General features: G+C 53.3%; 25 protein-coding genes, 3 tRNA genes and 2 riboswitches. Of the genes, 27 read left to right on the forward strand and 1 reads right to left on the reverse strand.

Features of this window, described 5'->3' with window-relative positions; all coding sequences use genetic code 11:
- Positions 1–8 precede the first annotated feature (8 nt).
- From CIG75_RS07700 to CIG75_RS07770, 14 genes are all read left to right on the forward strand, one after another.
- Positions 9–452 (forward strand): type II toxin-antitoxin system RatA family toxin, encoded by a 444-nt coding sequence (locus tag CIG75_RS07700; RefSeq protein WP_094236125.1) that lies wholly within the window; start codon positions 9–11, stop codon positions 450–452.
- A complete protein-coding gene (locus CIG75_RS07705; RefSeq protein WP_094236126.1) occupies positions 453–1,547 on the forward strand; it encodes a shikimate dehydrogenase in 1,095 nt (364 codons plus the stop codon).
- 101 nt (positions 1,548–1,648) lie between these two features.
- Positions 1,649–1,963 (forward strand): thioredoxin, encoded by a 315-nt coding sequence (trxA, locus tag CIG75_RS07710; protein ID WP_094236127.1) that lies wholly within the window; start codon positions 1,649–1,651, stop codon positions 1,961–1,963.
- A gap of 63 nt (positions 1,964–2,026) precedes the next feature.
- Positions 2,027–3,811, forward strand: a complete 1,785-nt coding sequence (gene uvrC, locus CIG75_RS07715; protein ID WP_094236128.1) for an excinuclease ABC subunit UvrC — start codon at positions 2,027–2,029, stop codon at positions 3,809–3,811.
- A 50-nt stretch (positions 3,812–3,861) separates the two neighbouring features.
- A riboswitch (Lysine riboswitch) is annotated at positions 3,862–4,053 on the forward strand.
- Between the two features lie 135 nt (positions 4,054–4,188).
- Positions 4,189–5,442, forward strand: a complete 1,254-nt coding sequence (locus CIG75_RS07720) for an aspartate kinase (protein ID WP_094236129.1) — start codon at positions 4,189–4,191, stop codon at positions 5,440–5,442.
- Positions 5,443–5,512: 70 nt separating this feature from the next.
- Positions 5,513–5,629: riboswitch (SAM riboswitch) on the forward strand.
- Positions 5,630–6,030: 401 nt separating this feature from the next.
- Positions 6,031–7,020, forward strand: a complete 990-nt coding sequence (gene metX / locus CIG75_RS07730) for a homoserine O-acetyltransferase MetX (RefSeq protein WP_094236131.1) — start codon at positions 6,031–6,033, stop codon at positions 7,018–7,020.
- A gap of 2 nt (positions 7,021–7,022) precedes the next feature.
- Complete coding sequence (locus tag CIG75_RS07735; protein ID WP_094236132.1) at positions 7,023–8,384, forward strand: homoserine dehydrogenase; 1,362 nt, start codon at positions 7,023–7,025, stop codon at positions 8,382–8,384.
- A 300-nt stretch (positions 8,385–8,684) separates the two neighbouring features.
- Positions 8,685–9,305 carry a succinate dehydrogenase cytochrome b558 subunit gene (locus CIG75_RS07740; protein ID WP_094236133.1) on the forward strand — a complete coding sequence of 207 codons (621 nt, stop codon included), beginning with the start codon at positions 8,685–8,687 and terminating at the stop codon, positions 9,303–9,305.
- Between the two features lie 23 nt (positions 9,306–9,328).
- A complete protein-coding gene (sdhA, locus tag CIG75_RS07745) occupies positions 9,329–11,077 on the forward strand; it encodes a succinate dehydrogenase flavoprotein subunit (protein ID WP_094236134.1) in 1,749 nt (582 codons plus the stop codon).
- Between the two features lie 26 nt (positions 11,078–11,103).
- The gene (sdhB, locus tag CIG75_RS07750; protein WP_094236135.1) at positions 11,104–11,853 is read left to right on the forward strand and encodes a succinate dehydrogenase iron-sulfur subunit; all 750 of its coding nucleotides are present in this window, start codon (positions 11,104–11,106) and stop codon (positions 11,851–11,853) included.
- Positions 11,854–12,005: 152 nt separating this feature from the next.
- On the forward strand, positions 12,006–12,464 hold the full coding sequence (locus CIG75_RS07755) for a chemotaxis protein CheX (RefSeq protein ID WP_094236136.1): 459 nt from the start codon (positions 12,006–12,008) through the stop codon (positions 12,462–12,464).
- Positions 12,465–12,582: 118 nt separating this feature from the next.
- Positions 12,583–12,810, forward strand: coding sequence for a helix-turn-helix domain-containing protein (locus tag CIG75_RS07760; RefSeq protein WP_087458694.1), 228 nt, complete (start codon positions 12,583–12,585; stop codon positions 12,808–12,810).
- 104 nt (positions 12,811–12,914) lie between these two features.
- On the forward strand, positions 12,915–13,481 hold the full coding sequence (locus CIG75_RS07765; protein WP_157729445.1) for a histidine phosphatase family protein: 567 nt from the start codon (positions 12,915–12,917) through the stop codon (positions 13,479–13,481).
- A complete protein-coding gene (locus tag CIG75_RS07770; protein ID WP_094236138.1) occupies positions 13,463–13,903 on the forward strand; it encodes an NUDIX hydrolase in 441 nt (146 codons plus the stop codon). Before CIG75_RS07765 ends, CIG75_RS07770 begins: the two co-directional genes overlap by 19 nt.
- Positions 13,904–13,990: 87 nt before the next feature.
- On the opposite strand, the gene CIG75_RS20665 is transcribed toward CIG75_RS07770, so the two are convergent.
- On the reverse strand, positions 13,991–14,137 hold the full coding sequence (locus CIG75_RS20665; protein ID WP_157729446.1) for a hypothetical protein: 147 nt from the start codon (positions 14,135–14,137) through the stop codon (positions 13,991–13,993).
- 316 nt (positions 14,138–14,453) lie between these two features.
- Here CIG75_RS20665 and CIG75_RS07775 point away from each other — a divergent pair, with 316 nt between their 5' ends.
- The 13 genes from CIG75_RS07775 (at position 14,454) to tig (ending at position 23,372) form a co-directional block, all read left to right on the forward strand.
- Entirely contained in the window at positions 14,454–15,734 is a 1,281-nt protein-coding gene (locus CIG75_RS07775) for an MFS transporter (RefSeq protein ID WP_094236139.1), read from the forward strand.
- Positions 15,735–15,765: 31 nt separating this feature from the next.
- The gene (locus CIG75_RS07780; RefSeq protein WP_094236140.1) at positions 15,766–16,167 is read left to right on the forward strand and encodes a DUF4937 domain-containing protein; all 402 of its coding nucleotides are present in this window, start codon (positions 15,766–15,768) and stop codon (positions 16,165–16,167) included.
- Between the two features lie 34 nt (positions 16,168–16,201).
- On the forward strand, positions 16,202–16,570 hold the full coding sequence (locus CIG75_RS07785; protein WP_407701276.1) for a carboxymuconolactone decarboxylase family protein: 369 nt from the start codon (positions 16,202–16,204) through the stop codon (positions 16,568–16,570).
- 437 nt (positions 16,571–17,007) lie between these two features.
- Positions 17,008–17,451, forward strand: coding sequence for a MarR family winged helix-turn-helix transcriptional regulator (locus CIG75_RS07790; RefSeq protein WP_094236141.1), 444 nt, complete (start codon positions 17,008–17,010; stop codon positions 17,449–17,451).
- An 89-nt stretch (positions 17,452–17,540) separates the two neighbouring features.
- A complete protein-coding gene (gene racE / locus CIG75_RS07795) occupies positions 17,541–18,344 on the forward strand; it encodes a glutamate racemase (protein WP_094236142.1) in 804 nt (267 codons plus the stop codon).
- 86 nt (positions 18,345–18,430) lie between these two features.
- Complete coding sequence (locus CIG75_RS07800) at positions 18,431–19,426, forward strand: GerMN domain-containing protein (RefSeq protein ID WP_094236143.1); 996 nt, start codon at positions 18,431–18,433, stop codon at positions 19,424–19,426.
- A 131-nt stretch (positions 19,427–19,557) separates the two neighbouring features.
- On the forward strand, positions 19,558–20,316 hold the full coding sequence (gene rph, locus CIG75_RS07805; protein WP_094236144.1) for a ribonuclease PH: 759 nt from the start codon (positions 19,558–19,560) through the stop codon (positions 20,314–20,316).
- 37 nt (positions 20,317–20,353) lie between these two features.
- Positions 20,354–20,962, forward strand: a complete 609-nt coding sequence (locus CIG75_RS07810; RefSeq protein ID WP_094236145.1) for an XTP/dITP diphosphatase — start codon at positions 20,354–20,356, stop codon at positions 20,960–20,962.
- Positions 20,959–21,507 carry a YfcE family phosphodiesterase gene (locus tag CIG75_RS07815; protein ID WP_094236146.1) on the forward strand — a complete coding sequence of 183 codons (549 nt, stop codon included), beginning with the start codon at positions 20,959–20,961 and terminating at the stop codon, positions 21,505–21,507. Before CIG75_RS07810 ends, CIG75_RS07815 begins: the two co-directional genes overlap by 4 nt.
- A 138-nt stretch (positions 21,508–21,645) precedes the next feature.
- A tRNA-Gly gene (locus CIG75_RS07820) sits at positions 21,646–21,719 on the forward strand.
- 4 nt (positions 21,720–21,723) lie between these two features.
- Positions 21,724–21,800, forward strand: a tRNA-Arg gene (locus tag CIG75_RS07825).
- Positions 21,801–21,805: 5 nt separating this feature from the next.
- Positions 21,806–21,881, forward strand: a tRNA-His gene (locus tag CIG75_RS07830).
- A 186-nt stretch (positions 21,882–22,067) separates the two neighbouring features.
- The gene (gene tig, locus CIG75_RS07835) at positions 22,068–23,372 is read left to right on the forward strand and encodes a trigger factor (RefSeq protein ID WP_094236147.1); all 1,305 of its coding nucleotides are present in this window, start codon (positions 22,068–22,070) and stop codon (positions 23,370–23,372) included.
- Positions 23,373–23,449 lie beyond the last annotated feature (77 nt).

Consider the following 23,449-nt stretch of genomic DNA (forward strand, 5'->3'; position numbering starts at 1 on the left):
GAGTAGACATGCCAAGTGTGGAAGTGACCGCACTGATCACAGGGGATCGGAACCGCGTGTACGGACTGATCTCCGACATGGAATCCTATCCGCGCTTCATGCCTTCGTTGAACCGGTTGGAAGTCGTTGATAAAGGCGAGGGGTGGACGATGACCTCGTGGGATACATCGATTTCCGGAATGAATTTTCGCTGGTTGGAGCGCGATGAGTTTGATCAAAGCAATTACCGCATCACCTACCGTCAAGTGACGGGTGATTTGAAGCAGTTCGAAGGTGAATGGCGCGTCGAGGAAGCGGACGGGCAATGCAAAGTGACGCTGACGGTCGATTTTGATTTTGGCGTACCGATGCTCTCCACGTTGCTCAACCCGGTGGCTTCGCTCAAATTGCGGCAAAATGGGGAAGCGATGCTTCGCGCCATCAAGTCGCGCTGTGAAACGGGGTTTCACTAAATGGGAAAGTTCGGTTTCGTCATTCACCCTTTTGACACGAGTGATTTAGCGCGCAAGTTTCCGCTGGTCGATCGCATGTCGAGCGAATGGGTGGAATCGTTTATGAAACATGCGCCGCCGATCAGCGCTCAGCACATGCAAAACATCGACACCGGGCGCGCGAGTACCGAAGGCTGGCTGGTGGCAACCACGCTCACCTCCCGCCAACTGCTCGACCTGCCGTTGCCCTTTGTGCTTCGAAAAATCATCGCCGCCTGCAAAAAGGCGGAGCGTCAAGGGGCGCAGATCATCGGCCTTGGCGCGCTGACCGCGGTGGTCGGGGATGCGGGCATCTCGGTGGCACGCCAGCTGTCGATCCCGGTGACAACAGGCAACTCGTATACGGTGGCCACAGCGATCCAAGCGACCTGCCAAGCTGCCTCGCTGATGGGGATTGATCTTGGCCGTGCCAACCTTTGTGTGGTGGGAGCGACTGGGTCGATCGGCGCCGTCTGTGCGCGGATGATGGCTGCATCTGTAGGACGTTTGATCTTGTCGGCGCGTGATGAGGAGAAGTTGGAAGACTTGGCCGGATATATTTTTTCAGAATCTGCTGTGCTTGCTGACATTCAGACCGATTTGCGCGAGGCGGTGCGGGAAGCGGACATCATCCTCGCCGTCTCTTCAGCGGCGGAAGAGTTGATCCATCCAGAAGATTTGAAGCCTGGGGCGGTGGTCTGCGATGTGGCGCGTCCTCGCGATGTTTCCAGACGGGTCGCAGTGGAGCGCGACGATGTGCTGGTCATCGAAGGCGGCCTTGTCGAAGTGCCAGGCGGATGGGGAGGCAAACCGTTTTCGTTCGGCCTTCCGCACGGCATCGTCTACGCCTGCATGGCCGAGACGATGCTGCTCGCCTTAGAAAATCGCTTTGAGTGCTTCACGCTTGGGCGTACCATTCAGATCGAGCAGGTGCGGGAAATCGATGCGCTCGCTCGCAAGCACGGTTTTCAACTGGCGGCGTTCCGCTCGTTTGAACGGCTGATCACACCTGACGATGTGTTACAGATCAAACGGCGGGCTGAACAGAAGGTGAAGAAAAAAATCCTTGCCCCTTAATCGTGGGCAGGGATTTTTCGTTCGCTGCCAGAAGTGGTATGATGATGTACGACTACATATAGTCAGGTATCAGCAGATTTTGCAAAGATGGGGGAATCCTCATGGCGATTCAAAATGCCACCGACTCGAACTTTAACGAATTCATCGCACGAGGAACGGTATTAGTGGATTTTTGGGCGCCTTGGTGCGGCCCGTGTCGGATGCTGGCACCCGTTCTCGATGAACTAGGCCGGGAATTGAAAGGGAAGCTTTCGATCATAAAAGTCAATGTGGAAGAGTATGGACAGCTCGCCAGCCGATTCCAAGTGATGAGCATTCCGATGCTCGTGCTCTTTAAAAATGGCAAGCCGGTCGAGAAGATCCACGGCTTCCAATCGAAAAAAGCGTTGCTTGACACGATCAAGCCTCATCTGTAAGCATCGCGCGCAGGCGGTGCTTTTTTTGTGGTATCATGAAAAGATGAAAGAAGGGGGAGGTCCATGGAAACTCGCGAGCAGATTCGTGAAAAATTGAAACTTCTGCCAGATAAACCGGGCGTGTATCTGATGAAACATGCAAACGGCGACATCATCTACGTCGGGAAAGCCAAAGTGTTGAAAAACCGCGTTCGCTCTTACTTTAACGGAGCGCATTCCGGCAAGACACAACTGCTTGTCTCGAACATCGCCGATTTTGAATATATTGTCACCAACACCGAGGTCGAAGCGCTGGTGTTGGAAGGCACTTTGATCAAAAAGCATCTGCCGATCTACAACATCAACTTAAAAGATGACAAGACGTATCCGTATCTCAAGATCACAGGCGGCGAACATCCACGCTTGGAGATCACACGGCGCGTTGAAAAGGACAAAGGGAAATATTTTGGTCCGTACCCGAATGCGAGTGCCGCGACCGAGACGAAAAAGTTGCTTGACCGCCTCTATCCACTGCGCAAATGCAAAACGCTAAAAGACAAAGTATGCCTGTATTATCATATCAACCAATGCGTTGCCCCATGTGAATTTCCTGTTGAGCAAGCGACATATGCGGGCATGATCAAAGAGATCACCAAATTTCTAAACGGCGGCCACGAAGAGATCAAAAAGAATCTGCAAGAAAAGATGATGCAGGAAGCAGAAGCTCTCAACTTTGAGCGCGCCAAAGAACTACGTGACCAGATATCCCAGATCGATCGGGTGATGGAGAAGCAAAAGGTCGAGTTGCACGACAAGGAAGACCGCGATGTATTTGGTTTTTACGCGAACAAAGAGTACATGTGCGTGCAGGTTTTTTATATGCGCGCTGGCAAACTGATCGAGCGCGGGACAGAAATTTTCCACTATCACGGCGAAGAGTTGGAAGACTTCCTGACTTATGTCACCCAGTTCTACCTCGACAACAACGACCTGCCCAAAGAGATTCTGTTGCCGCATGAAGGGGAAGCGGCAGAGCTGATCGGCCAGTGGCTGACATCGGTCAAAGTCCGCTTCCCGCAGCGCGGTCCGAAAAAGCAATTGGTGGACATGGCGAACGAAAACGCCAAAATCGCGTTGGAAGAACGCTTTAAACTGATGGAGCGCGATACGAGCCGTACCGTCAAAGCGATCGAAGAGCTGGGCGAACTGATGATGATCCCGACTCCGCGCAGGATCGAAGCGTTTGACAACTCGAATATCCAAGGTACCGATGCGGTGGCGGCGATGATCGTGTTTGATGATGGCCGTCCGAATAAAAAGGAGTACCGCAAATATAAGATCAAGACGGTGGAAGGTCCGAACGACTATGCATCGATGCAAGAAGTGGTGCGCCGCCGCTATACTCGACTGCTCAAAGAAAGCGCTCCACTGCCCGATCTGATCGTCATCGACGGCGGTAAAGGGCATATTAATGCCGCACTGGAAGTGCTCGAAGATGAACTCGGCCTCGACATTCCAGTCTGCGGACTGGCTAAAGATGAAAAGCACCGCACCTCACAGCTGTTCCTTGGCAGTGATCCGACTCCTGTGGCGATCGATCGCAGTTCGCAGGCGTTCTATCTGCTGACCCGCGTGCAGGAGGAAGTGCATCGCTTTGCGATCTCGTTCCACCGACAACAGCATGGGAAAAATGCGATCCGCTCCATCCTCGACGACATTCCAGGCGTCGGAGAAAAGCGGCGCAAAGAACTGCTCAAGCATTTCGGATCGCTTCCGGCGATCAAAGCAGCTCCCGTCGAGGAATTCCGCAAAATTGGGATCGGAGATAAACTGGCCAAAGAGATTTTGGCCTATCTTGCGCAAGTGTAAACGCTGTGTTAGAATAATCGGCAGTTCAATATCACCATCTCATCTCTTATGAGGTGAGTAGAGGCGCGTTGCATCATCAGTACCGCGGGGAGAGCCCGAAAGCTCTGGGAACCGATTGGGAAAGGGATCATCGCCGAAGCTTGGGCCGCTTTTCGGGTTGCTCACGGCTGGGTCTGCATCGAACAGGTGCAGGACTGTCACACAGGAGGGGCCCACCACCTGTGTGGAGGACTATCTCACATTTGGGGAGAGAGGGGATCGCCACGACTATGCGCAGCCATAGAAGCTCATCCTTCTACTGGCTGTTTTTTATTTTCGTGACCCTCCGTCATGTGAGACTGAAGTGCTCGAAAATTTAAGATGGGAGTGGAGAAACAGTGGCATTGATCGTACAAAAATTTGGTGGCTCTTCGGTCGCCAATCCCGAGCGCATCAAGCGCGTGGCGAGCCGCGTGGCAGAAACGGCGCAATCGGGACAGGGAGTGGTAGTCGTCGTCTCCGCGATGGGCGATACCACCGATGAACTGATCGAACTGGCTGGTAAGCTGTCGGATAACCCGTCAGCACGCGAGATGGATATGTTGCTCACCACAGGTGAGCAGATTTCGTCCGCACTGCTTGCGATGGCAGTACAGAACTTAGGTCTTCACAGCGTCTCGCTGACCGGAGGCATGGCTGGCATTCGCACCGAAGGAGTGCATAGCAAGGCGCGGATCACGGGGATCGATCCGGCGCGCATTCGCCGTGAAGTTGAACAAGGTCGCGTGGTGATCGTTGCAGGCTTCCAAGGCATGAGCGATCAGGGCGACATCACGACGCTCGGGCGAGGTGGCTCAGATACGACGGCTGTGGCGCTGGCAGCAGCGCTCGGCGCTGATCTGTGTGAAATTTACACCGACGTGGACGGCGTATATACGACCGACCCGCGCACGGTGCCAGCGGCGAAGAAACTGGATCGCATCTCGTACGATGAAATGCTGGAACTTGCCAACCTCGGCGCAGGTGTGCTACACCCGCGCGCAGTAGAATTTGCGAAACAATATCACGTGCCGCTGATGGTGCGTTCAAGCTTTACGAAAAACATCGGGACGCTGGTCGAGGAGGAAGCTCAGATGGAACAGGGAATGATCGTCCGTGGGATCGCCCACGACATGAATGTGGTAAAGGTTTCGCTCGTAGGGGTGAAAAGTCGTCTTGGCAACATGCATAGAATTTTTCAATCGCTAGCCGAGTCGTCTGTCAACGTGGACATCATCGTCACTTCGGTCGCACATGAAGGCGTTTCGGACATCTCCTTTACGATCGATCACGATGATCTGAGCAGAGCGCTCCCGGTGTTAAAAGCGTTGGGACCAGAGTTTGGCGGCGCAGATTTTGAACTGGAAGAAGATCTGGCCAAGGTGTCGATCGTCGGGGCAGGAATGATCTCCAACCCAGGCGTCGCGGCTCAGATGTTCGGCGCGTTGGCCGACGCGGGCATCGAAATCAAGATGGTCTCGACTTCGGAGATCAAAGTCTCTTGCGTCATCGAGAAAGCGCGGGCGCATGACGCAGTGCGCGTCTTGCATACCTCTTTTGGGATGGACGGTGCGGAATCGGTCGTCGTCTCCGGATTGAACGCAGCCGAATAAAAGAGAAAATTGACAACGAACGATTCGCATAGTACGATATAGAAAATCTTTTTCTAACCGAATAGTTTATCTCTTATCGAGAGTGGCGGAGGGACTGGCCCTTTGAAGCCCGGCAACCTCGCTTGTGTACCGACACAAGCGGTATGGTGCTAAATCCAGCAGACTGTGATGGTCTGACAGATAAGAGGTGTGGAGCTATAAATGCTACCCCCTCTTCAATTAGAAGCGGGGGTTTTTGTTGTGTCCTGATCGGATCGCTCAAGGCCCCTGTAAAACGAAACGGAGTGAGAGCAACATGGCAGGGAGCAACCAGAATTTCGCTCGCAACACACGAGTTGGACAACGGATAGGGGAGGCCGCTTTGTACGAGCAAATGAGGACACAAGGAGGAGAAATAGAGGTCACTGTCGTATCAGCGAGAGTAAAGACTACAGTAGATCTACTTAAATCAGTGAAACGGAACGATCGATCTTGCGCTCGCGATCTTGTGCGGGTAGGGGCAGGGCACGTTTTGCCGATGCGGATGCGCGCGACCATCCACGATGACCGACACACTTGGGTCGGGGTCGGAAAGGAGGGCGCGTGACGATGCAAACGGCAGCGATTGGGGAGATCGGCCTCGAATGCGGCGTGTCACTTCCTGCTGTGGAGATCGCCTATGAAGCGTACGGAACGTTAAATGAGCGTGGCGACAATGCGATTCTGATCTGTCACCCGCTGACATTGGATGCGCAGGCAGACGTGTGGTGGCAGCCGCTGATCGGGCCGGGCAAGGTGTTGGATACGAGGCGCTACTATGTGATTTGCTCCAATGTGCTTGGCGGCTGTGCGGGCTCGACCGGGCCACAGGCGCACCGTCCATTTCCACTGATCACGATTCGTGACATGGTGCGCGCGCAAAAGCAGTTGCTCGACCGACTCGGTGTGAAGCTGTTGCAGTTGGTGCTCGGCGGTTCGATGGGCGGCCTGCAGACGATCGAGTGGGCGGTGACCTATCCGTCTTTTGTCAAACGCTGTGCCCCGATGGCCACTTCAGGTCAGTTGTCTGCACTCGCTATCGGCTACAACCATGTGATGCGCTCGGCGATCGAGAACGACCCGGTGCACGGACTTGCGCTCGCCAGAAAAATTGGCATGATCACCTACCGATCCTTTGAGCTTTTCGAAGCTCGTTTCGGACGCGAGATCAAGCAGGAGGACGCATCCCTTCAGGATACATGGTTCCAGATCGAAAGTTACCTTGAACACATGGGTGACAAGTTGAACGGACGCTTTGATGTAAACTCCTATCTCTGTTTGCTAAAAGCGATGGATTTGCACGATATTGGGCGCGGCCGCGGTGGAGCGGTTGCAGCGCTGGAGCGGATCGAGGCTGAGGTGCTCTGGGTCGGGATTGACACCGACCACCTCTACCCGCCGCAGGAACAACGGATGTGGGCGGAGCGCCTGCGCCAATCTGGAAAACAGGTGACGTACTGCGAACTGAGTTCACCGTACGGTCACGATGCTTTTTTGGTAGAAGGTCAGCAGTTGAGCAAGTTCATAACAGATTTCTTACGCGAAACGGGAGGGAATTGACGATGATTCAAAAACAAGCACAAAAACAGGTAAAGGTCGGTTTGCTGGGATTAGGAACGGTTGGCGGTGGGGTGTATAAGACCCTTTTAAAAAACAGAGACACAATTCTGACCCGCACAGGCTGTACTGTGGAAGTGGTCAACGTCCTCGTCCGCGACCGTGGGAAAGAGCGTGGCTTTGCGATCGATCCAAGCGTGCTGACCCTTGAACCGCAGGAACTGCTCAGCGACGAGCAGATCGACATTTATATTGAAGTAATCGGTGGCTTGCATCCGGCCAAGGAGATCATCGAACAGGCGTTGAACAGCAAGCGACATGTGATCACCGCCAACAAAGAACTGATGGCGAAACACGGAGCGGAGCTGTTGCGATTAGCACATCAAAACGGAGTCCATCTGTTATTTGAAGCTAGTGTGGCAGGCGGCATTCCGGTGATCCACATGCTGCAAGGCTACCTCACCGCCAACCGTGTGCACGAGATCTCTGGAATTCTGAACGGCACGAGCAACTACATATTGACCGAGATGAGTAAAACGGGGCGCAGTTTCCCAGAGGTGCTGTCTGAAGCGCAGAGTTTGGGCTATGCTGAAGCGGACCCAACCTCCGATGTGGAAGGGTTTGATGCTGCGTACAAATTGGCGATCTTGACCAACCTCGCCTATGACACCTGCGTTGATGTCGCACAGATCGACCGCCAAGGGATCTCGGAGATCAGCGGGCACGACTTGAAGCTTGCCGAGCAATTGGGCTACACGGTGAAATTGATCGGCCATGCGCATGAGCAGGATGGAGCGCTGCGACTTTCGGTGCGCCCGAGCCTGCTTGCGGGGAGCCATCCGCTGGCTCGCGTCGATGATGTGTTCAACGCGGTCACACTGCGTGCCGATGTGGTCGGCGACTTGACGCTGATCGGCCGCGGTGCAGGGGAGTTCCCGACGGCGAGCGCTGTGATCGAAGACCTGACCACTCTGCTGACACAGGGCGAGAACATCCGCCGCCCGAACTGGGATCGCGTTCAGACAGCTGCCTCCCATGCTGAACCGAAGGTGGGCAACTTTTATCTGTCCTGTACGGGCTGTCCGACCCAGACCGATTCGATTGGCCAAGCGATTCAAGCAGGAATCACAACACTTGGCGGGATTCTCGCAGACTATCAATCGATCGAAACGACAGAGCGCCTGCACCAAGCGTGGCTCTTAGGAGGCGTAACAGAAGAGCAGGTGAACGCTTTGATTGAAAATGTCGCGCAAATCGCCCCAGAGCCGCCGATCACGCTCCTTTTGCGTGTTGAAGGAGAAATTAGCACAGGTGTAAAATGGGAGACAGAAGCTTCGGGACTCGAAAAAAATCCCCGCTATGCGTAAAAATTGGCCGAATCGCGCACCGTAAACACAGTGACTCTCAGAAATTGCTTCGAAACTTGTCGGATTTGACAGTTTCTTGACATTCCTTCTATTGAAACAGTACAATTTATGGTGCATTGATTCGGCCGCCCCTGCCCCTCCGGGAAATTGGACGGGACGGTCAAAGTAAAAAAAGGGGGCACCGTATCGCACTGTAAGGGGAGTTTGGAGAGTCGGGCATGTGAGAATCCGTGCATGCCACCAGAGAAAAAGCAACTGTGAATCAATCATTCACAGGTATCTTGGAAGGAGGATCGACACGTGGCCAACAAACAGGCTAGCCGAGAGTTTTTATTTCGCCGGTTGCACTCACTGCTCGGTGTAATTCCGGTCACTTTGTTCCTGATCATGCATCTGAGCATCAACTCGTTCGCCACTAAAGGCGAGCAAGCGTTCAATGACAAGGTGGGCGTACTGGAGAGCATTCCCTTTTTGCCGTTTATTGAATTCGTTTTCATCCTGCTGCCGTTGATCTATCACGGCGTCTACGGCATGTATGTCGCATACACATCTGGCTATAACGCATCGAAGTATTCCTGGGGCCGCAATGTAATGTTTACGTTGCAACGCATCACCGGGGTCTTCACTTTCATCTTTGTGATCTGGCACCTTTGGACGACCCGTTTTTCGGGCGACGCTCCGTCTTTTGACATGGTCGTACAGATCGTGACCAGCCCGGTTGGGTTCTGGTTTATGATCATCGGTACGGTAGCATCTGTGTTCCACTTGGCAAACGGCCTGTGGGGCTTCTTCATTCACTGGGGCATCACGGTTGGCCCGCGCGCGCAACGTGTTTCCGCGTATGTGCTGATGGGTCTGTTCGTCGTGCTGTCCGCAGTCGGCATCGCAGCACTGAATGCTTTCCAAGCAGCAGTAGCGTAAGTTAGCCTAAGGGAGGAAACGCAATGAGTAACCAACGTGTTGTGATCGTCGGCGGTGGCCTTGCGGGCCTGATGGCGACCATCAAGGTTTGCGAGGCCGGGATTCCGGTCGATCTGTTCTCGTTAGTACCTGTAAAACGTTCTCACTCCGTCTGTGCACAAGGCGGGATCAACGGCGCCGTCAACACCAAAGGTGAAGGCGACTCGCCGTGGGAACATTTTGATGACACCGTGTACGGTGGCGACTTCCTCGCCAACCAACCGCCGGTTAAAGCGATGTGTGACGCAGCGCCTGGCATCATCCATCTGATGGACCGCATGGGCGTTATGTTCAACCGCACTCCGGAAGGATTGCTCGACTTCCGCCGTTTTGGCGGTACCAAGCATAGCCGCACTGCATTTGCAGGCGCGACCACCGGTCAGCAGCTCTTGTATGCACTCGATGAGCAAGTGCGCCGCTTCGAATCCCAAGGTCTCGTACAAAAGTACGAAGGCTGGGAGTTCGTACAGGCTGTTGTCGATGAGGAAGGGGTCTGCCGCGGTATCGTGGCTCAAGACCTGCGCTCGATGGAGATCCAATCCTTCGTCGGTGATGCTGTCATCCTCGCGACAGGCGGCCCTGGACTTGTATTTGGCCGTTCTACCAACTCGATCATCAACACCGGTACCGCCGCTTCGGCTGTGTACCAACAAGGTGTAAAATATGCAAACGGTGAGTTCATCCAGATTCACCCGACGGCGATCCCAGGCGATGACAAACTGCGCCTGATGTCCGAGTCTGCGCGCGGTGAAGGTGGCCGCGTCTGGACGTACAAAGACGGTAAACCGTGGTACTTCCTCGAAGAAAAATACCCGGCATATGGCAACCTCGTGCCGCGCGACATCGCGACTCGCGAGATCTTCCACGTCTGCGTCGATCTCGGTCTTGGCATCGACGGCGAGAACATGGTATACCTCGACGTTTCTCACATTCCGAAAGAAACACTTGACGTCAAACTGGGCGGCATCATGGAAATCTACGAGAAATTTGCCGGCGATGACCCGCGCAAAGTCCCGATGAAGATCTTCCCGGCTGTTCACTACTCGATGGGCGGCATGTGGGTTGACTACAACCAGATGACCAACATTCCGGGGCTGTTTGCAGCGGGCGAGTGTGAGTACCAGTACCACGGAGCAAACCGTCTGGGCGCGAACTCGCTGCTCTCCGCGATCTTCGGCGGCATGGTGACCGGCCCGAATGCGGTTTCTTACATCAAAGGTCTCAAGAAAACGGCTGCAGATGTTGAGAAGTCTGTCTTTGAAACGGCTGCGAAGAAACAAGAGCAAAAATACGAGTCGATCCTCAAGATGGAAGGCACCGAGAACCCGTATGCGCTGCACCGTGAACTTGGCCAGTGGATGACCGATAACGTGACCGTTGTCCGTTATAACGACCGCTTGCAGAAGACCGATGAGAAGATTCAAGAACTGATGGAACGTTGGCATAACATCGGCATGGCTGACAAGTCGCGTTGGGAGAACATGATGGCACCGTTCACCCGTCAGTTGTGGAACATGCTCGAACTCGCTCGCGTCATGACCATCGGCGCGCTCAAACGCGATGAATCCCGCGGCGCGCACTACAAGCCTGACTTCCCGGATCGCAATGACGAGCAGTTCCTGAAAACCACAATTGCTGCTTGGACGCCAAACGGCCCGGAAATCAGCTATGATGAAGTCGATGTCTCGCTGATCGAGCCGCGTCTGCGCAACTACGCAGTCGATAAAAACTAAAACTGCGAGGAAAGGGGGAGACATCCATGAGCAAGAAAGAAATTCACGTGATTATCGAACGTCAAGATCGTACGGACAGCCAACCGTATACGCAGGAATTCACCATTCCGTACCGTCCGAACTTGAACGTGATCGCACTTCTGATGGAGATTCAGCGTAACCCGGTTGACAATTCAGGTAAACTGTCTGCACCGGTTGCATGGGAATCGAACTGTCTGGAAGAAATCTGTGGCGCCTGCATGATGGTCATCAACGGCAAGCCACGCCAAGCGTGCTCCGCGCTGGTGGATCAGCTCGAGCAGCCGATTCGCCTGAAGCCGGCGCGCACGTTCCCAGTCGTTCGTGACCTCGTCATCGACAGAAGCCGCATGTTCAAAGCTTTGCAAAAAGTGAAAGCATGGGTGCCGATCGACGGTACGTATGATCTCGGTCCGGGACCGCGCATGGCGGAACGTGATCGTCAATGGGCCTATGAGCTGTCCAAATGTTTCACGTGCGGCGCGTGCGTCGAGGCTTGCCCGAACGTGAACGAGCGTACCTCCTTTATCGGCCCGTTTGCAATTTCGCAGGTTCGTCTGTTCAATACGCATCCGACCGGCGAAATGCACAAAGAAGATCGTCTCGAAGCTTTGATGGGCGAAGGCGGTATTCATGAGTGCGGCAACTCGCAAAACTGCGTTCAGGTATGCCCGAAAGGCATTCCGTTGACCACGTCGATTGCAGCGATGAACGGTGCTGTCAACCGTCACGCGATCTCGTCTTGGCTGAAGCGCTAATCCAAAAAGACCACCTTCGAGGTGGTCTTTTTTTTTGCGTAAAAGAAGTCAGGGATTGTCGAAAATGCTCTTACAGTTTATAATAATGAAAATTAGAAACGTTAAAATTTGGAACGAATGCATATCGAGACAACAAAAGGGGAGATTGTTTCATGCACGGACAGATCATTGTACCGTTTCTGGAATCGGCACAGCAAGTGCTGCAAATGATGACCACTGTCGCATTGACTCCGGGAACGGTTGCGACCGCAGCCCCAGACTTACATTCGCAGCACGTATGGATTCTCATCGACCTAAAAGGCGATGTTGAGGGACAAGTTGCTTTTGGATTAGCACCGGAAATGGCGATGAAGATTGCTTCGGCGATGATGGGCGGATTCGAACTGAGCCAATTTGACGAGATGAGTCAGAGCGCCGTAGCGGAGTTGGCCAACATGATCAGCGGGAATGCGTGCATTCAGCTGTCAAACAACGGGATGTCGATCGATATCACTCCGCCGCAGGTACAGATGGGAGAGTCGCTCGTACAACCGATGCAAGAAATCGCATACGCAGTTCCGCTCGAATTGCAAGAATTAGGCATTCTTGAAATCAAATTATTGATCGCATAGGTGGCTGTTCGTTTCACCAATCGACCCTTTTTTGTATAGGATAGTTCGAGAACAATGGCAATTAACTCACCCAATCCCTAGACCTTGTATTCATGACCCGAGCAAGGAGGGATCGAGAGTGACAGCGGGCAAGGACGCACGAGGAAAATCCCTACTTACCACCCGTGAACGTGAAGTATTTGAACTGCTGGTTCAGGACAAGACGACGAAAGACATCGCGGAGAAGTTGTTCATCAGCGAGAAAACGGTACGCAACCACATTTCGAACGTCATGAAAAAGCTCAACGTCAAAGGTCGTTCGCAAGCGGTGGTTGAGTTGGTACGACTCGGAGAACTGCAAATCTGACGCTCTCTGAATTATTTTTGACACCCTGCTCATCGAGTGAGCAGGGTCTTTTGTTTGTCTTGGAGAATAGAACGTTGGGTATTATATCAGGACGGAGTGATCGTTTGAGCAAGCTCTATCTAGTTCGTCATGCCCAAGTCAAACTTGAGGCGCAAGTCCCGGCACAGGATTGGAATTTGTCTGCGGAAGGGGTGCTTTCCGCCCAACAACTAGCTCGGGAAGAGGGATGGGACGGGGTGGTCGCGATCTGGCATTCGCCTGAGCGGAAAGCATGGGCGACTGCCGTGCAGATCGCCGCACATACTGGACTTCCGCTCCGCATGCATGAGGGATTGCGCGAAGTGGAGTTCAAAACGGGCATTCTCCAGCCCGATCAATTTCAGGCGCGTGTCGGGGCTTATTTTCAAGGGGAAGAGGACCCAGCTTTTGAACGATACGAACTGGCAGAAGCGCGCATCGTCGGCGCGGTGCGCGAGATTGTGGCGTTATCGCAGGACCAAGATGTGGTGATTGTCACTCATGGGCGAATCTTGATGGTGCTTTACTCCTATCTGTTCGGACGACGACTAGGACCTGAGGAGTGGAAGTCGATCGGCTTGCCCGATCTGTCGGTGATCGATACGAAAACATGGAAGGTGGAGCGAGGATTCTTATGCAACGTTTCAAACTGATTCCAGCTGTGCATCTCTTTTTTGTGCAAGAGGGGCAGGTGCTGTTGCTACGGCGCGCGAACACGGGTTACGAGGATGGCAACTACAGCGTGGTGGCTGGACATCTTGATGGGTACGAATCGGTCATTCAAGCCGCGATTCGTGAGGCGCGCGAAGAGGCGGGGGTGGAAATCGATCCGGCTGACGTGCAGATGGTCGGGGTGATGCATCGTTTGTCGAACGATGAACGGGTCGATTTTTTTGTCGAAATTGTTCGTTGGACGGGTGAGATTTGGAATCGGGAGCCAAATAAATGTGATGACTTGCGTTGGTTTGCATGGGACGCATTGCCAGATAATCTCATTCCCTATGTGCGCAGAGCTTTGGACAACTATCGGCAGGGGAGATGGTTTGACAGCGTAGGATTTGAGCAAGTGGAGTAATTGATACACGACTTGGAAACGAAGCTTTTGAACTGCCCGACTTTAGGGGGCCTAGGACTGGTTGGGTGATCCGAATTTTTTGCACCTTCACAGGAACGGGAGCAATGGGGCTAAATACCCGATATGGTCCGCTGTCGAATCTTGCGGTACCCCCTTCTGTTCAAACGGCGTGGACAGGCTTTCAAAAGGCGTTGAAGCCGCTTGGGTGGCAAGTCCGCGCTGTTCGATCTGCATCGCCCGATCCAAGACACCTAAGTTTGCCTGCGCGCCGAATCTCTTCTCTCGGCCAGACGGTGGTGCGCGGCTCCGTTAAGGAACAATGAATACTGGCGGAAATGCTTTGCACAAGCGGTGTCTTCCCTTTTTGCAAGCACACCAATAACGCCTGTCCTCAGGTGGAAGCGGTGTGCTTTTTTGCATGCAAGTTCGGAGATGCGCATTGACGAACATGTAAATACCAGATACGCTAAATCAAGAAACATATGGAATATTCATTATTTTAAAATGTTAGGATAAACGACATGTAGCCAGAACAAGCGGGAGGTACCGTATGAGTAAAGCATCGATCTTTGCACCGCTAAAACATCGTCCTTATCGGATGCTGTTTACGGGGCAGCTTTTTTCAGATCTTGGGGCTTGGCTGGACTTACTTGCCTTGGGCATCCTGGTCGCCTATACGTGGGGGCTCGGCGCGTTCGAACTGGCCGCGCTGACGATCACGATCGGTATTCCATGGGTGCTGATCGGTCCTTTTGCTGCGGTGTGGGCGGACCGTCTGCCGCGCAAAGGACTGATGATCTTCTGTGACTTGGTCCGAATTTTCGTCGTGTTGGGCTTTGTGATCGCTCCCAACTTGTATGTGTTGCTAGTGTTGGTTTTTTTGAAAGAGACGTTCTCGGCGCTGTTTGATCCTGCACGGCAAGGGGCGATCCGAACGCTGGTGCCAGAGGAGGTGCTACTGCAAGCCAGTTCGCTGTCCCAGCTGTCCTTAAATGCGACGAAAGTGCTCGCTCCTGTGCTTGGCGGAATCATCATCGCCGTCTATTCACCGTCGTTTGTGTTTCTGTTAGAAGCGGTGTTGTTCCTCTTCTCGATCTTTTTCATCATGCGTCTACCGCATTTGCCCAAGCCGTCTGCTGATCGTAAGGACGGTGGTGAGCATGACAGGCAAGAAAAGTCTGCTTTTTGGCAGCAATTTAAGGAAGGGCTGCGCTTTATCGGGGAAAATCGAATTCTGCTAACTGCGATCTCGCTGATGGCGGTTCGTTTTTTCTTGATCTTTCTCTATGATGGTCTGCTCGTCTTGTGGGGGAAAGAGGTTGGAATGGGCGAAGCGTATTTTGGCATCTTTCTCGGTGCGGTCGGGCTTGGTACGGTGATCGGGACGCTGCTTGTCGGTCAATGGAGCTTTTGGAGCAACAGGCCGATCCAGATGATGGCGATCACCGGTGCGCTCAGTGGGTTCGGCATCCTCACGCTTGCCTTGGGTTCCTTTCAACTGATCCCCGGCAATGCGATTCTTTGGACATCGATCTTTTTCCTGCTCGGTTGTATCGGGGCTGGCGCGGCCGTTCCATATGGCTATGTTCTGCAAAAGGAAACACCGTCCGACATCATCGGGCGGGTCACAGGTTCGGCCAACGCGATTTCCAACTTTGCCATGTTTGTCGCCCCGGCACTGGGCGCCGTCGTAGCCGAATGGATCGGTACAGGTGGTGTCTTTGCTATCGCAGGCACAGGCACGGTGCTGACCGGGATGGTCGCGATGATTGCGGTGCGCGGCTTGGAAATGACAAAGGGGCAGGCCGAATCAAAGGCGCGCTCCCTTTAAAGGCAAGAGATCGCGGGAAGGAAGTGAGCCGATGTTGGTCAAATGGATGATCTGCACGGTGGAACCAGAGCAAAGAGACGCCTTCTCGCAGGCGCAAGAATCATGGTCACAACTGCATGGCGTGGCAGGATTTTGCGGGCAGGTGGGCGGTTGGAAAGTGGAGGAAGGAGACGTGACAGCTCGCATTGTCGGCCTGTGGTGTGATGAAGCGGCCTACCAGACGTTTATGGATGAGGTGCACGACCTCATCACGGAAGGTAGCGCACAAGGCAAGACGTACACCTCAATACAAGTCAGGCTGGAAGAAATCCACGAAGCGCAACTTCCAGCGCGGCTTCGTTCCTGGATTGAGGGAGTGGCATCCGTTTCACAATGGACGGTGCGTTCCAGCGTGGCGAGATGGGATACGCTGATGCTTCTTGGCTCAAACTAACCTCGTCATTTTAGAGGAAAGGGTGAGCCGATCGGTGGAAGAACATGAGTATCGTTCCTATGTTATCGACTCCATTCGCGATTATAAAATGGGGTTGAGTCATTTTTCGGAGCAACTGCCCGATGTGGGCCGCAAATTTATGGAGTTTACCGCAGCATGCTTTCAGGACGGTGCTGTCTCCGAGAAAAACAAACACCTGATCGCGCTTGGCATCGCCGTCAGCGCGCAGGATGAGACTTGCATCATGTATCATACGCACGCCGCGCTGGCAACAGGCGCCTCTGAACAGGAAGTTCTAGAGACGATCGGCGTCTGCGGCGCGTTTGGCGGCGGTGCTGCCATGTCACAGGGCGTGACGCTGGTGCAACATGTGATCGATGTTTACAATGAGCCACAGCATTGATTGCCAGCTCCTCGGAGAAAGTGCCGGGGAGCTTTTTCGTTTAAAGCTCGTTGCCAAAATGCGCAGCTGAACATAGTAGGTTTCCGTGGTACATCGAAGTATAACGAAGTAGATCGAATGAATCGTGATCTGGTCGTACGCATGCAGGAGGTCTGCACAGCTTACAAAACGGCGAACTGCTCGAATCTGTATAAACGAAACATGCGCAGATAAGTGTGCGCAAGGATGCAATTCGAGGTGGACGAACTTTCTTCATGGCGCACGGCGCAGATCATTTGCCGATCGCTTGCGGGCTGAGGGAGGGGTTATGTCACTTTGCTTTTTACTTAATTATTCGTCTATTTATCTGACTACAATTCCAATTCTCTTTCAGGGTTTTATTTCTTCTCTCATTATGATAAAATGGTAGGCAGTTGTTTCCACGGGAGGATCGATAAATGCCACAGCAAAAGATCCATGCAGATCTCGTTCGCGAGATTGAGCTGTTGCTGCGTCAGATTTCTAAGGAAGTCAGACGCAAAGGACGCGGGATTCTGTCCGATTTTAATATCACGCCGCCGCAGTTTGATGCGCTGGTCTACCTGCACGAATTCGGCGACTTGACGATCGGCGAACTCAGTTCCAAGCTTCATTTGGCGTACAGCACCACGACCGACCTTGTGGACCGAATGGAACGCAACAATCTGGTTGAACGGGTTCGCGACAAGAGTGACCGTCGCGTCGTTCGCTTGCATATGATGGAGAAAGGTCGCGATCTGATCGAGCGCGTGGTTGCCAAGCGCCGAGAACATTTGGGGAATGCATTGCAATTTGTGCATGCAGAAGACTTGCAGCCACTTGTTGTATCGCTTAAAGAAATCTATACTCATATCAGCGATTGACCATAGCAGTCTAGCGTTTTCCAGATGTATGAACTGGAGAACGCTTTTTCTTTTCTGGTTGCGCTGCCAAAGATGAAAGGAAGATTTACGTGACTTCAAAACAGCCGATCGGCTTGCTTGATTCCGGATTTGGCGGACTGACAGTAGCGTCGGAGGTCCTGCGGCAGTTGCCACAGGAAGACATCATCTATGTCGGAGATAATTTACGTTGTCCGTACGGCTCCAGGCAGCCGTCAGAAGTGAAGAGATACCTGTTTCAAATCATGGACGTGTTGGCCGAACAAGATGTGAAGATGATCATCATCGCCTGCAATACGGCGACGGCTGCCGGACTTGATGAAGCCCGCACTCGCTACAGCATCCCGGTGCTCGGTGTCATCTCACCGGGCAGTCGCGCTGCGATTTCAGCGACGCAGACGGAGCGCATCGGAGTGATCGGCACCGATGTGACGATCACGAGCGACTCCTACCGCCGTGAGATCCATCGGATCAACCCGCGTCTGTATGTAGTCAATCAGGCGTGTCCGCCGTTTGTGCAATTGGTCGAAGAGGATCGCACCGATACGGAGGAAGCGCACCAGATCGTTGCCCGTTTTCTCAATCCCTTGCAAGACGAGCAGATCGACACGCTGATCCTCGGTTGTACGCACTACCCACTGTTGGCACCCGTCATCGGTGAGGTGATGGGCGACAAGATCAAACTGATCTCATCTGCGGAAGAGACAGCTCGAGAAGCGAGTACGATTTTGCAGGTCAAACACCTGCTCAATGATGACAACCCGGTGCCGCAGCATCGCTTTTTGACGACGGGTGATCCCGACTATTTCCGCAAGGTCGGCTCCCGGTGGCTGAAGCGCGAGATCGAGGTGACAGGAATCACGCTCCTCCCTTGATTTCAATGGACAAAATACAAGCATATCTCCTCCAAGGGCTCGTATACATGTAACAAGAATCCAAATTGGAGGAGGACAAAAGAAACATGCGAACACGCACAAAATGGGCGGTAGTCGGTGTCCTCGCAGTGACGATCGCTGCGGCTACCGGTTGTTCGGCAACGCCTGAGAAAACGTCGAGCAAAGGGGCAGCGCAGCAGACTGGACAACAAGTTGAAACGCTCATGCCGACCACGGTATACGTAGCCGATCAAAACGGGTTCGTCATTCCTTTTAACATCAAGATGGAACAGACCAAACAGGTGGCACAGGCCACCTTGCAGCACATGATTGCGGGAGGGGTGGGCGAAGCATCGCTCGTCGGTACGGGCTTTCGCAACTTGCTGCCCGAAGGCTCGCAGATTCGCGGCATCTCGGTCAACGATGGTGTGGCCAAAGTGGACTTCACCAAAGAAGTGAACGCGCTGAAAAACGGGGAAGACGAGCAGGCGATGGTAGATGCGGTGGTCTGGAGCCTGACGGGATTGGAAAACATCAACAAGGTGCAGTTCATGGTCGAAGGCCATATCCAAAACACCTTGAAAAATGGTACTCCGGTCGGTGACCCGATCTCCCGCGCCAACGGCATCAATCTGCAGATGACCTCAAACCTCTCGCCATCGCAGACCACGGCGCTCACGTTGTACTTTGAAGGCAAGAGCAACGATGCGAATTTCGCTTATCTCGTCCCGGTCACACGAATGGTGCCGAAGCAAGCGGAACAAAACATGATCGAACTGACGATGGCCGAATTGGCAAAAGGGCCGAACACCGCAGCTCTGGAGCCAGTGATCTCACCCGATCTCAAGCTGTCCAAGTCGGACGTGAAAGATAAAGTCGCGACGCTCGATTTTGCTTCCGAACTGGCGGCAAAAGGTGTCAATCCAAATCGATTGGTCAACACGATCGCGCTATCGGTCGCAGCGAATGCGGCGGTGGACAAAGTCAAGTTCACAGTCGGTGAGAAAGCGCCGACAAGCGATGGTCTCGATCTGAGTCAGCCAGTGCTGATTCCCCAGACGATCAACGAGCAAAAACTGTGATGCGCCTGCCCAACACTAACGGATTGTTGTCTTCCGTTAGTTTTTTTCTGTAAAAGTTTGGGGTAGTGGAATCGGCAAATTAAGGTTATGCTATCAGAGTATCTTATGGGAACAAGGGGAGGTCTTCAAGGATGCGAGTGGACGGACGTCAAGCGAATGAAACCCGCACGATTACGATTGAACGCAATTACATCAAACATGCTGAAGGATCGGTACTGATCTCGGTCGGCGATACGAAAGTAATTTGCACGGCGACAGTCGAGGACAAAGTTCCGCCGTTTTTGCGCAACTCGGGGACGGGTTGGATCACAGCAGAATACGGGATGCTGCCGCGTTCGACCGGAACCCGCAACCAACGCGAGTCTTCACGCGGTAAGGTCGGCGGGCGCACGATGGAGATTCAGCGGTTGATCGGACGGGCTCTGCGCGCAGTCGTCAATCTGAAAGCACTTGGCGAAAAAACGTTGTGGCTCGACTGTGACGTGATCCAAGCGGACGGTGGAACGCGCACAGCGTCGATCACAGGCGCCTTTGTCGCGTTGGCCGACGCCCTGTATAAGCAGGTGGAAAAAGGGTCGCTCAATCAATTGCCGATCACCGATTTTCTGGCGGCCGTCTCGGTGGGAATCGTTAGTAACCAAGCGGTGCTCGATCTCAACTATCAGGAGGATTCGGCTGCTGAAGTGGACATGAATATCGTGATGACTGGGGCTGGCCGTTTCGTAGAACTGCAAGGCACCGGTGAAGAAGCGACCTTCTCGATGGACGAACTGCATCAGATGCTCGACTTAGGCAAGATCGGAAACGAAAATTGGATCGCGCTGCAAAAAGAAGTTCTGGGACCGGAAATTTCGAATTTGATCGCGAAAAACGCGCTGCAAAACGCCTAGGCGCTCTATACATAGGAGAGGTATCGGAGGTCGGGAGATGGAACAGATTCAAACCAAGTTGCTGCTGGCCACGAAGAATCAAGGCAAAGTAAAAGAGATTCAGCATTTTTTTGCCGAACTTGGCTGGCATGTCGAAGCGGTGCCGCAAACGGCTCCCGATGTCACAGAGGATCAGGAGACGTTTGCAGGGAATGCGATCAAGAAGGCGGAGGAGATGGCCAGAGCGTTCCATATGCCAGCGCTGGCTGATGATTCCGGTTTGGAGGTCGATGCCCTGCAAGGACGGCCAGGCGTCTATTCGGCACGTTATGCGGGGGAGCACGCGTCCGATCAGCAAAACAATGAGAAACTGTGTGCCGAACTCGCTTCGATAAGCGATGGGGAGCGGACGGCGCGCTTCGTCTCGGCGATCGCACTGGCAAGACCGGGGCAGGAGACGCTGGTCGCTTTCGGAACGCTCGAAGGCTACATCTTGACGGAAGGGCGAGGGACGGGGGGGTTCGGTTATGACCCGCTGTTCTTGTTGCCTGAGAGGGACAAGACGTTGGCAGAGCTGACAATCGAAGAAAAGAATGGCATCTCGCATCGAGCAAAGGCTCTTACGAGCATGATCGAGATGCTGAAGATGGAAGACCGGCAGTCATGAACAGATCGTTGCGCGTTCTGATCATCTCCGACTCGCACGGTCGCACCGATCGCATCGGCCAGGTGATCCAGCGCGTACAGGAGCAGGTGGGCGGCTATGACCTGCTCCTGCACGCTGGAGATCATGCGGAAGATGTGCTAAACGGAGACTTTGATCGCGCAGTCGCCGTGAGTGGCAACTGTGATCCGGCCGGTTGCGAAGCGGAAGAGAAGAAGCTCGACCTGCTTGGCGTGCCGACGCTGCTTTTGCATGGGCATACTGTGCATGTGAAGACTTCGCCTTTGCAGCTCGGGTATAAAGCGGCCGAGCACGGGGTACAGCTTGCCGTGTTTGGGCATACGCACACGCCCGTCCTGTTTCAGGAAGGAGGCTGTGTGTTTCTCAATCCAGGCAGCTTGTCCTACCCGCGCGGCTATACAGAATGCACTTATGCGCTGTTGCTCTTGACCGAGCGGGCAGACGGGATTGATGCCGACTTTTCTTTCTACACGCTCGACGGTTTCCGCATTCCCGCCTTTGATCTGTCGCACGTCTTTTCGGGATGAGCAGACCGCTGTGCGCATATGCGTCGGCGGTCTGTATCGTTCCGCAATTTTCCTCGCGTAAGCTGTTGACTTTGCGTTTTGTTCTGTTGTATACTAACTCTCGTCGCCTTGATCGCGACCTTCTTCTTACAATCATGCGCGGGTGTAGTTCAATGGTAGAACTCCAGCCTTCCAAGCTGGTCGCGTGGGTTCGATTCCCATCACCCGCTCCATCATGTCTCAGTAGCTCAGTTGGATAGAGCAACCGCCTTCTAAGCGGTCGGTCGGGGGTTCGAATCCCTCCTGGGACGCCATCATGGCGGCCGTGGCGAAGTGGTTAACGCACCAGATTGTGGCTCTGGCATTCGGGGGTTCGATTCCCCTCGGTCGCCCCATAAAATTTCTAGAAAATAGGCACCTCCATCCTGTAGATGGGGGTGTTTTTGTGTTTGAACTTATCTCCATTTGTGATATAATGTAGTGGTTGTGTCGATCTACACTATCTACATGCGTGGACAAGCCACAGTATTACATACAAGGCAGTCTTTTCCGCATTGGTTGATTCAAGGGAGGATTCGCAGATGGCAGTAGCAATTAAGACTTGGGAAAAAATAGAGAAAAACGTAGGTGTTCTTGAATTCGAGGTTGGCGTTGAAGAAGTTAACTCCGCACTCGATAAAGCATTCCAAAAAGCAGCGAAAACGGTAGCAGTTCCGGGCTTCCGCAAAGGCAAAGTGCCGCGCCAGATCTTCGAAAACCGCTTTGGCGTTGAGGTATTATATCAAGACGCACTGGACATCCTGTTACCGGAAGCATACACGGCAGCAGTTAATGAAGCGAACATCACTCCGGTTGATCGTCCGGAGATCGATGTTGTTCAATTCGGCAAAAACGAGACCGCTGTGATCAAAGCGACCATCACCGTCAAGCCGGAAGTTGAACTGGGCGCTTATAAAGGTCTGACCGTTGAGAAGAAAGACTTTACCGTAACGGCTGAAGCGATCGATGCTGAACTTGCGAACCTGCAAGGTTCCCACGCTGAGATCGTCGTTGCAGAAGAGGGCGTTGCTGTTGAAACTGGCGATCTCGTTATCATCGACTTCAAAGGCTTTGTAAACGGCGAAGCATTTGAAGGCGGCGAAGCGGACAACTACCAGCTCGAAATCGGCTCCAACACGTTCATCCCGGGCTTTGAAGATCAAATCATCGGCATGAAAAAAGGGGAAGAAAAAGAAGTCAACGTCAACTTCCCGGAGCAATATCATGTAGCAACTCTCGCAGGCCAACCGGCTGTATTCAAGGTGACCCTGAACGAAACGAAGCGCAAGCAATTGCCGGCGCTCGATGACGAGTTTGTCAAGGACATCTCCGAGTTCAACACCCTTGACGAATTGAAGGCAGACATCGAGAATAAACTCAAAGAAAAAGCGGAGCAAGATGCGAAATTGTACGTCGAGGAAGCTGTGATCTCCCAAGCGGTTGAGAACGCAACCATCGAAATTCCGGAAGCGATGATCGACAACGAGATCGAATTCCTGATGAACGATTTCAAACAACGCCTGCAACAGCAAGGCATCCCGTTTGATGCGTATGTTCAATTCACCGGCGCTTCTACTGAGAGCCTGAAAGACGAGTTCCGCGGTCAAGCGGTCAACCGTGTTCGCACAGGTCTGGTACTGGAAGCAGTAACAGCTGCAGAAGGAATCGAAGCGACTGAGGGCGAAATCAATACAGAACTGGAAAACATCGCAGCTTCCGCAAAAATGGAAGTTGAGCGCGTGAAAAGCATTCTCGAAGCGCGTGATCCGGGTCTGTCCAACCTGCACAACGATATCAAAACTCGCAAGACGATCGCAGTCCTCGTTGAGTCTGCGAAAGTTGAGTAGTTCCCACATAACAAAGTTCCAATACGATCTGGAAGAGACAAGGCACTTGCATAAGGTGCCTTGTTTTTCCAAAATAC

It is taken from the genome of Tumebacillus algifaecis, assembly GCF_002243515.1.
Classification (GTDB): domain Bacteria; phylum Bacillota; class Bacilli; order Tumebacillales; family Tumebacillaceae; genus Tumebacillus_A; species Tumebacillus_A algifaecis.

Bases quoted from the DNA above. Each gene is read 5' to 3' on its own strand.
- CIG75_RS07780 (WP_094236140.1), top strand. From the start codon at position 15,766: ATGTTGGTCAAATGGATGATCTGCACGGTGGAACCAGAGCAAAGAGAC.
- metX (WP_094236131.1), top strand. From the start codon at position 6,031: ATGCAAACGGCAGCGATTGGGGAGATCGGCCTCGAATGCGGCGTGTCA.
- CIG75_RS07815 (WP_094236146.1), top strand. From the start codon at position 20,959: ATGAACAGATCGTTGCGCGTTCTGATCATCTCCGACTCGCACGGTCGC.
- uvrC (WP_094236128.1), top strand. From the start codon at position 2,027: ATGGAAACTCGCGAGCAGATTCGTGAAAAATTGAAACTTCTGCCAGAT.
- rph (WP_094236144.1), top strand. From the start codon at position 19,558: ATGCGAGTGGACGGACGTCAAGCGAATGAAACCCGCACGATTACGATT.
- sdhB (WP_094236135.1), top strand. From the start codon at position 11,104: ATGAGCAAGAAAGAAATTCACGTGATTATCGAACGTCAAGATCGTACG.
- CIG75_RS07700 (WP_094236125.1), top strand. From the start codon at position 9: ATGCCAAGTGTGGAAGTGACCGCACTGATCACAGGGGATCGGAACCGC.
- CIG75_RS07770 (WP_094236138.1), top strand. From the start codon at position 13,463: ATGCAACGTTTCAAACTGATTCCAGCTGTGCATCTCTTTTTTGTGCAA.
- CIG75_RS07705 (WP_094236126.1), top strand. From the start codon at position 453: ATGGGAAAGTTCGGTTTCGTCATTCACCCTTTTGACACGAGTGATTTA.
- CIG75_RS07735 (WP_094236132.1), top strand. From the start codon at position 7,023: ATGATTCAAAAACAAGCACAAAAACAGGTAAAGGTCGGTTTGCTGGGA.
- CIG75_RS07800 (WP_094236143.1), top strand. From the start codon at position 18,431: ATGCGAACACGCACAAAATGGGCGGTAGTCGGTGTCCTCGCAGTGACG.
- trxA (WP_094236127.1), top strand. From the start codon at position 1,649: ATGGCGATTCAAAATGCCACCGACTCGAACTTTAACGAATTCATCGCA.
- CIG75_RS07790 (WP_094236141.1), top strand. From the start codon at position 17,008: ATGCCACAGCAAAAGATCCATGCAGATCTCGTTCGCGAGATTGAGCTG.
- CIG75_RS07810 (WP_094236145.1), top strand. From the start codon at position 20,354: ATGGAACAGATTCAAACCAAGTTGCTGCTGGCCACGAAGAATCAAGGC.
- CIG75_RS20665 (WP_157729446.1), bottom strand. From the start codon at position 14,137: ATGCAGATCGAACAGCGCGGACTTGCCACCCAAGCGGCTTCAACGCCT.
- CIG75_RS07755 (WP_094236136.1), top strand. From the start codon at position 12,006: ATGCACGGACAGATCATTGTACCGTTTCTGGAATCGGCACAGCAAGTG.
- CIG75_RS07775 (WP_094236139.1), top strand. From the start codon at position 14,454: ATGAGTAAAGCATCGATCTTTGCACCGCTAAAACATCGTCCTTATCGG.
- sdhA (WP_094236134.1), top strand. From the start codon at position 9,329: ATGAGTAACCAACGTGTTGTGATCGTCGGCGGTGGCCTTGCGGGCCTG.
- tig (WP_094236147.1), top strand. From the start codon at position 22,068: ATGGCAGTAGCAATTAAGACTTGGGAAAAAATAGAGAAAAACGTAGGT.